At 70.8% G+C, this 8,091-nt stretch carries 7 protein-coding genes; all 7 read left to right on the top strand.

Annotated elements, in window-relative coordinates; all coding sequences use genetic code 11:
* Positions 1-930 (top strand): transcription termination/antitermination protein NusA (locus WD341_RS07085; protein WP_368424737.1); only part of this gene is annotated, 930 nt, incomplete at its 5' end.
* Positions 930-1,616, top strand: coding sequence for an RNA-binding protein (locus WD341_RS07080; protein ID WP_368424736.1), 687 nt, complete (start codon positions 930-932; stop codon positions 1,614-1,616). The genes WD341_RS07085 and WD341_RS07080, both read left to right, overlap by 1 nt.
* Before the next feature lie 14 nt (positions 1,617-1,630).
* Positions 1,631-4,237: a translation initiation factor IF-2 gene (gene infB, locus WD341_RS07075; protein ID WP_368424735.1), complete on the top strand. Its 2,607-nt coding sequence runs from the start codon at positions 1,631-1,633 to the stop codon at positions 4,235-4,237.
* A 137-nt stretch (positions 4,238-4,374) separates the two neighbouring features.
* Positions 4,375-4,836: a 30S ribosome-binding factor RbfA gene (rbfA, locus tag WD341_RS07070; protein WP_368424734.1), complete on the top strand. Its 462-nt coding sequence runs from the start codon at positions 4,375-4,377 to the stop codon at positions 4,834-4,836.
* A complete protein-coding gene (gene truB, locus WD341_RS07065) occupies positions 4,781-5,752 on the top strand; it encodes a tRNA pseudouridine(55) synthase TruB (RefSeq protein WP_368424733.1) in 972 nt (323 codons plus the stop codon). The genes rbfA and truB overlap by 56 nt, the downstream gene beginning before the upstream one ends.
* Positions 5,753-5,765: 13 nt before the next feature.
* Positions 5,766-6,035: a 30S ribosomal protein S15 gene (gene rpsO / locus WD341_RS07060; RefSeq protein ID WP_368424732.1), complete on the top strand. Its 270-nt coding sequence runs from the start codon at positions 5,766-5,768 to the stop codon at positions 6,033-6,035.
* Positions 6,036-6,335: 300 nt separating this feature from the next.
* The coding region (gene pnp, locus WD341_RS07055; RefSeq protein ID WP_368424738.1) for a polyribonucleotide nucleotidyltransferase at positions 6,336-8,091 on the top strand (1,756 nt) is incomplete at its 3' end.

The following is an 8,091-nucleotide window of genomic DNA, read 5'->3' as shown; positions in this document are numbered from 1 at the left end:
ATCGATCCGGTGGGCGCCTGCGTCGGCATGCGCGGCAGCCGCGTCCAGGCCGTGGTCGGCGAGCTGCAGGGCGAGAAGATCGACATCATCCCCTGGTCGCCGGACCCGGCGACCTTCGTCGTCAACGCCCTGGCGCCGGCCGAGGTCACCAAGGTCGTGCTCGACGAGGAGCAGGGCCGGATCGAGGTCGTGGTGCCCGACGAGCAACTGTCGCTGGCGATCGGCCGGCGCGGCCAGAACGTCCGCCTGGCTTCGCAGCTGACCGGCTGGGACATCGACATCCTGACCGAGGAGGAGGAGAGCCAGCGCCGCCAGGAGGAGTTCCGCACGCGCTCGCAGATGTTCATCGACGCCCTGGATGTCGACGACGTGATCGCGCACCTGCTGGTCGCCGAGGGCTTCACCTCCGTCGAGCAGGTCGCCTACCTGCCGATCGAGGACCTGAGCGAGATCGAGGGCTTCGACGAGGACGTCGCCGAGGAGCTGCGCCAGCGCGCGCAGAACTTCCTGGACGAGCAGGACCGCCAGTTCGAGGAGCAGCGCAAGGCCCTGGGCGTGACCGACGAGGTCGCCGCCCTGGAGGCCCTGAGCGCGGCCAGCCTGGTGCGGCTCGGCGAGGGCGGCGTCAAGACCCTCGACGACCTGGCGGACCTCGCCGGCGACGAGCTGGTCGAGATGCTGGGCGACCTCTCGCCCGGCGAGGAGGAGGCCAACGCGATCATCATGGCGGCGCGCGCCCACTGGTTCGACGACGAGCCCGGGGGTGACGCCGGGGCGGGCGACAAGGCGGCGGGCGACAAGGCAGCGGGCGGCGAGGCGCCGGCCGACGAGGCGGCTGCGACGCCTGCTGCGGACGGCGAAGACGCCGCTGCCGCGCCGGTCGCCGCCGAGCCGGCGGCCGAAACGACGGAGGCGGGCGACAAGGCGTGATGCTGGCGGAGATGCAGGAGCCCCAGGCGGACCAGACGGAGTCGGTTTCCGAGGAGACCCTCGACTCCGGGCCGGTCCGCCGCTGCCTGGCGAGCGGCGAGCGCCTGCCGAAGGCGGAGCTGTTGCGTCTGGTGGTCGGCCCCGACGGCACGCTCGTGCCCGACCTGGCCGAGCGCCTGCCGGGCCGCGGCCTGTGGATCCGGCCACGCCGGCCGCTGGTCGAGACCGCGCTGAAGCGCCGCCTCTTCGCCCGTGCCGCCAAGGCGCCGGTCGCCGTACCGGCGGACCTGCCGGAGCAGATCGGCCGGCTGCTCCGACGGCGCTGCCTCGAGGGCCTCGGCCTGGCCAAGCGGGCCGGGACCCTGGCGGTCGGCCACGACCAGGTGCGCGCCTCGCTGGAGTCGCGCCGCGCGGTCGTGCTGATCCAGGCCGACGACGGCTCGGTCAGCGAGCGCGAGCGCATCGCCGCACTCGGCCGCGGCTGCAATCCGGAGCTGATCGTCTGCCGCCCGCTCGGGTCGGCGGAGCTCGGCGAGGCCCTGGGGCGCGCTACGGCCGTGCACCTTGCGGTCACGGAGGCTAGAATGGCCGACCGGCTGCTTCGGGATCTGCAGCGCCTGGCCGAGTACGAACTGCCCGACGAGACCAAGATGCCCCTCGGGGCCTCCGGCGCACCGGTGGAATGAAAGTTCTGGAAGAGATGAGCACAGAGAACGAAAGCCAAGAGGCGAAGAAGCCGCTGACGCTGAACAGGCCGAAGAAGCTCGAGCTGAAGAAGACGGTCGAGACCGGCCAGGTCCGCCAGTCCTTCAGCCACGGCCGGACCAAGACCGTGCAGGTCGAGGTCAAGCGCAAGCGCACCTACCGGCCCGGCGACGGCGGCGGCATGACCGCCGTGGCCGAGGAGGCCCAGGCGCCCGAGGAGGCCGAGACGCTCCAGCAGCTTCCCCAGCAGCGGGTCGTGCCGCCGGCTCTGCGCAACCTGCGCCCGGAAGAGCGCGAGGCGCGGATGCGCGCGCTCGAGCACGCCAAGGAAGAGACCGCGCGTCGCGAGGTCGAGGACGCCGAGCGCCGCAAGCGCGAGGCCGCGGAGGCCGAGGGGCGCCGCCTCGAGGCCGAGGATCGCGCCCGCCGCGAGGCCGACGAGGCCGTGCGCCGCCAGGCCGAGGGCCTGCCGGAGGAGACCGCCGAGGAAGCCCGCGCCGCGGAAGCGGCGATCGCCGCTGCCAAGGAAGCCGAGGCAGCCGCCCCCGAGCCGGCGCCGATGCCGACCCCCAAGGAGGTCGAGCGGATCACCCGGCCGACGCCGAAGGCACGCGAGGTCGAGGACGAAGGCCCGCGCGGCGCGCTGAAGAAGAAGACCGCCCTCAAGGCACCGCCGCCGACTCGCACCAAGAACGAGCCGAAGCGGCGTCAGGGCAAGTTGACGATCACCCAGGCGCTGGACGACGAGGGCAACGAGGACCGGATCCGGTCCCTGGCCGCCGTGCGCCGCCAGCGCGAGCGAGAGAAGCAGCGTGCCCGCGAGCAGCTGCAGTCAGGTCAGAAAATCGTGCGCGAAGTCACCATTCCCGAAGCCATCACCGTGCAGGAGCTGGCCAACCGCATGGCCGAGCGCGGCGGCGAGGTCGTCAAGACGCTGATGAAGATGGGCGTCATGGCGACCATCACCCAGAGCATCGACGCCGACACGGCGGAGCTGGTGGTCGGCGAGTTCGGCCACCGGTCCAAGCGCGTCTCGGCCCAGGACGTCGAGATCGGGCTGCGCGGCACCGACGACGACGGCGCCCTGCTCCAGCCGCGTGCGCCCGTCGTCACGGTCATGGGCCACGTCGACCACGGCAAGACCTCGCTGCTCGACGCCATGCGCAAGACCGACGTCGCGGCACACGAGGCCGGCGGCATCACCCAGCACATCGGCGCCTACCAGATCGTCGTGCCGAGCGGCGACAAGATCACCTTCCTGGACACGCCCGGCCACGCCGCCTTCTCCGAGATGCGCTCGCGCGGCGCCAACGTCACCGACATCGTGATCCTGGTGGTCGCCGCCAACGACGGCATCATGGCGCAGACCGTCGAGGCGATCAGCCACGCCAAGGCGGCCGGCGTGCCGATCATCGTCGCCATCAACAAGATGGACGTGCCCGGCGCCGACCCGCGCAAGGTCAAGACCGCGCTGCTGCAGCACGAGCTGGTGCCCGAGGACATGGGCGGCGACGTGATCTGCGTCGAGGTCTCGGCCAAGACCCGCGAAGGCCTGGACAACCTCATCGACGTGCTGCTGCTGCAGGCGGAGCTGCTCGAGCTCAAGGCCAACCCCGACCGCAACGCCGAGGGCACGGTGGTCGAGGCGAAGCTGGAGCAGGGTCGCGGCGCCGTCGCCACGGTGCTGATTCAGCGCGGCACCCTGAAGGTCGGCGACATCTTCGTCGCCGGCGCCGAGTCCGGCCGCGTGCGCGCGCTGCTCAACGACCGCGGCGAGCGCGTCGACAGCGCCGGGCCTTCCGTGCCGGTCGAGGTCATCGGCCTGTCCGGCACGCCGGAGGCCGGCGACGACCTGGTGGTCGTCGACGACGAGGCGCGAGCCCGCGAGATCGCCGACTTCCGCGCCGACCGGAAGAAGTCCGCGACCATGGCGACCCAGGGCCGCGGCACCCTGGAGCAGATGCTGAGCGCGATCCGCGAGGGCGCCGCCCGGACCATGCCGCTGGTCGTAAAGGCCGACGTGCACGGCTCGCTCGAGGCGATCCTGGGCGCGCTCGACAAGATGGCGACCGACGAGGTGCGGCCGGAGATCCTGCATTCGGCGGTCGGCGGCATCAACGAGTCGGACGTCACCCTGGCCCGTGCCTCGGGCGCCATGATCCTGGCGTTCAACGTGCGCGCCAACGCCCAGGCCCGGGACCTCGCCAAGCGCGACAGCGTCGACATCCGCTACTACTCGATCATCTACGAGCTGATCGACGAGATGCGGAAGGCGCTCGGCGGTCTGCTGGCACCGGAGCAGCGCGAGGTGTTCCTGGGCTACGCGGAGATCCGCGAGGTCTTCAACATCACCAAGGTCGGCAAGGTCGCCGGCTGCATGATCACCGAGGGCGTGGTCAAGCGCGGCGCCAAGGTGCGCCTGCTGCGCGACGACGTGGTCATCCACGCCGGCACCTTGAAGACCCTGAAGCGCTTCAAGGACGAGGTCCGCGAGGTCCAGCAGGGCTACGAGTGCGGCATGGCCTTCGAGCACTACGAGGACATCGCCGTCGGCGACCGCATCGAGTGCTACGAGGTCGAGGAGGTGGCGCGCACGCTCTAGGGCGCGCGCGGCGCCGGCGGTCCGGCGCAAGGCAAGGCGTCGGGCGCTCCCTGGAGGGGCGCCCGCGCCGCCGGCCTCCATGGCACCGGCCTCCAATGGCATCGGGCCCCTCGGGGCCGAACTCGGGAACGTCGATCATGACACGCAGCCGCGGCCCCAAGGCCCCGACCCAGCGCCAGCTGCGCGTCGGCGAGGAGCTGCGCCACCTCATGGCGCGGTTGTTCGCCGCCGGCGAGGCGCACGACCCAGACCTGGCCGACGCCAGCATCACCGTCTCGGAGGTGCGGATCAGCCCGGACCTGAAGAACGCCACCGTCTTCGTGCTGCCGCTCGCCGGCCGCGACGAGGCCGTGGTGCTGGCCGCCCTCAAGCGTGCGGCACCCTACTTCCGCCGCCGCCTGGCGGAGCAGCTGACCCTGCGCTACACGCCGAGCCTGGATTTCCAGCTCGACCGCACCTTCGACGAGGCCGAGCGCGTCGAGCGCCTGCTGGCGAGCGAGCGCGTCCGCCGCGACCTGCAGCCGGGCGACGAGCCCGGGAGCGATGCGGCGGCGGGCCAGGGCGCCGGCGAGACCGGAAGAGACCGTGGCGAAGAGTAGGACGAAGGGCCGTCCGCTGAACGGCTGGCTGGTCGTCGACAAGCCCTCGGGCATGACCTCGACGGACGTCGTCAACCGCGTCCGGCGCCTCCTCGACGCCCGCAAGGTCGGCCACGGCGGCACCCTCGACCCGCTCGCCACCGGCCTGCTGCCGCTGGCCTTCGGCGAGGCGACCAAGACCGTTGCCTACGTCATGGACGGCGACAAGACCTACCGCTTCACCGTGCGCTGGGGTCAGGCCACCGACAGCGACGACGCCGAGGGCGCGCTGCTCGACGAGCGGGCGGAGCGCCCCGACCGCGCCGCCATCGAGGCGGTGCTGCCGCGGTTCGTCGGCGAGATCGACCAGGTGCCGCCGATCTATTCGGCGATCAAGGTCGACGGCCAGCGCTCCTACGACCTGGCACGCGACGGCACGGCCAAGCCGCTGAGCGCCCGCAAGGTGCGCATCGACCGCTTCGCGCTGGTCGACCTGCCGGATCCGGACCACGGCGTCTTCGAGGTCGACTGCGGCAAGGGCGCCTACATGCGCTCGCTCGCCCGCGATCTCGGCGAGGCCCTCGGCTGCCTGGGGCACATCTCCCAGTTGCGCCGCCTGGCCGTCGGCCCCTTCACGGAGAAGGACGCGATTTCGCTGGACACCCTTGGGGCGAATACCGATAGTGCGCGCCCTGAGGAGCTGCTGCTCCCGGTCGAGACCGCGCTGGACGACATCCCGGCACTGGCCTTGACGGAAGCGGAGGCGAGCCGGCTCAAGAGCGGACAGGCAATATCGATGCTGGTCCGCTCGAGCGCCGAGCGAATCCGACACCTCGAACCGGGCGACATCGTCTGCGCCATGTGTGGCGGCAAGCCGGTGGCCATTTCCCGTTTCGAGGCCGGTGAGCTTCGCCCGATCCGCGTCATCAACCTCTGACGAGGAGACCACGATGTCGATCACTGCCGAGCGCAAGCAGGCGCTCATCGACGAGTATGCCACCAAGAGCGGCGACACCGGCTCGCCCGAGGTCCAGGTCGCGATCCTGACCGAGCGGATCAAGAACCTGACCGAGCACATGCAGACCCACAAGAAGGACTTCCACAGCCGTCGTGGGCTTCTGGTCATGGTCGGCCAGCGCCGCCGCCTGCTCGACTACGTCAAGAAGAAGGATCACGGCCGCTACGAAGGGCTGATCCAGCGCCTGGGCCTGCGCCGCTGAGCGGCGGGACGGCCCGGAGCATCGCTTCCATGACCCGCTTTTCGCCCACAGCACCTTCTTCGACGCCGTGCCTCGGAAAGGCGGGAGCAGACACTTCTCGTTCGTCGCGCGGCGGCACCGCGGGGTCTCGTACCCTGGCGGCGCCGGCCGCACGACTTTCTTCACCCCGGAAGGCGGGCCGGCGGCCGGTACGCCCGCTTCCGATTCACCGGGCCGACGCAAGCGACGCCGTCTAGCAGACGAGCGCCGCTTACGCGGGTCCGGTGCCGCCCTTGACCGGCCATTGACCTGAAGGACCTGATCCAGATGTTCGACATCAAGAAAGTTGAGATCGAGTGGGGCGGCCGCACGCTCACGCTCGAGACCGGGCGCCTCGCGCGCCAGGCCCACGGCGCCGTACTGGCGACCTACGGCGAGACGGTCGTGCTCTGCGCCGTCACTGCCGCCGCCCACAAGCCGGCGGTCGACTTCTTCCCGCTGACCGTGCACTACCAGGAGAAGACCTTCGCCGCGGGCAAGATCCCGGGCGGCTTCTTCAAGCGCGAGGGCCGGCCCTCCGAGAAGGAGACCCTGACCAGCCGGCTGATCGACCGCCCGATCCGGCCGCTGTTCCACAAGAACTTCCGCAACGACACCCAGGTCGTCTGCACGGTGCTGAGCCACGACCTGGAGAACGACCCCGACATCCTCGCCTTGGTCGCCACCTCCGCGGCCCTGACCATCTCGGGCCTGCCCTTCCTGGGCCCGATCGGCGCGGCGCGGGTCGGCTATTTCGAGGGCGAGTACCGTCTCAACCCGATGATGGACGAGATGCCGGTCTCCGAGCTCGACCTGATCGTCGCCGGCACGCAGGAAGGCGTGCTGATGGTCGAGTCCGAGGCCTCCGAGCTGTCGGAGGAGGTCATGCTCGGCGCGGTCACCTTCGGCCACACCGAGATGCAGAAGGTCATCGACGCGATCATCGATCTCGCCGAGCAGGCCGCCAAGGAGCCCTGGAGCCTGACCGAAACGCCGCCCGCCAAGGCGGCTCTGGCCGAGCGCCTGAAGGGCGAGATCGGCGGCAAGCTGCTCGAGGCCTACGGCTTCGTCGACAAGACGGAGCGGCGCGCCGCCATCGACCGCGTCAAGCAGGCGACCAAGGAGTCGCTCGGCGACGACGAGGAGGCCCTGGCCGTCTTCGGCGACGTCTTCAAGCAGCTCGAGAGCGAGGTCGTGCGCGGCTCGATCCTGGACACCGGCCGGCGCATCGACGGCCGCGACACCAAGACCGTGCGGCCGATCCTCGGCGAGGTCGGCGTGCTGCCGCGCACCCATGGCTCGGCGCTCTTCACCCGTGGCGAGACCCAGGCCCTGGTCACGGCCACCCTCGGCACCGGGCAGGACGAGCAGATCGTCGACACGCTCGAGGGCAGCTACCGCCAGAACTTCATGCTGCACTACAATTTCCCGCCCTACTCGGTCGGCGAGACCGGCCGCCTCGGCACCCCGGGCCGCCGCGAGATCGGCCACGGCAAGCTGGCCTGGCGGGCGCTGCATCCGCTGCTGCCCTCCAAGGAGGACTTCCCCTACACCCTGCGGCTGGTCTCGGAGATCACCGAGTCCAACGGCTCCTCCTCGATGGCCACGGTCTGCGGCAGCTCTCTCGCCATGATGGACGCCGGCGTGCCGCTGCCGCGCCCCTGCGCCGGCATCGCCATGGGCCTGATCAAGGACGGCGAGCGCTACGCGGTGCTGTCCGACATCCTGGGCGACGAGGACCACCTCGGCGACATGGACTTCAAGGTCGCCGGCACCGAGACGGGCATCACCTCGCTGCAGATGGACATCAAGATCACCTCGATCACCCGGGAGATCATGAAGATCGCCCTCGATCAGGCGAAGGACGGTCGGCTGCACATCCTGGGCGAGATGGCCAAGGCGATCGGCAACGCCCGCACCAGCGTCGCCGCCCACGCCCCCCGCATTACCACGATCTCGATCCCCAAGGACAAGATCCGCGACGTGATCGGCACCGGCGGCAAGGTGATCCGCGAGATCTGCGAGGTCACCGGCGCCA

It is taken from the genome of Tistlia sp. (assembly GCF_040905785.1).
Lineage (GTDB): Bacteria > Pseudomonadota > Alphaproteobacteria > Kiloniellales > DSM-21159 > Tistlia.
Note: the sequence above shows the minus strand (reverse complement) of the source record. Positions and strands in the feature narration are given on the sequence as shown.

Excerpts from the sequence above, each read along its gene's own strand:
- WD341_RS07080 (WP_368424736.1), top strand. The coding sequence starts at position 930 with ATGCTGGCGGAGATGCAGGAGCCCCAGGCGGACCAGACGGAGTCGGTT.
- infB (WP_368424735.1), top strand. The coding sequence starts at position 1,631 with ATGAGCACAGAGAACGAAAGCCAAGAGGCGAAGAAGCCGCTGACGCTG.
- rbfA (WP_368424734.1), top strand. The coding sequence starts at position 4,375 with ATGACACGCAGCCGCGGCCCCAAGGCCCCGACCCAGCGCCAGCTGCGC.
- truB (WP_368424733.1), top strand. The coding sequence starts at position 4,781 with ATGCGGCGGCGGGCCAGGGCGCCGGCGAGACCGGAAGAGACCGTGGCG.
- rpsO (WP_368424732.1), top strand. The coding sequence starts at position 5,766 with ATGTCGATCACTGCCGAGCGCAAGCAGGCGCTCATCGACGAGTATGCC.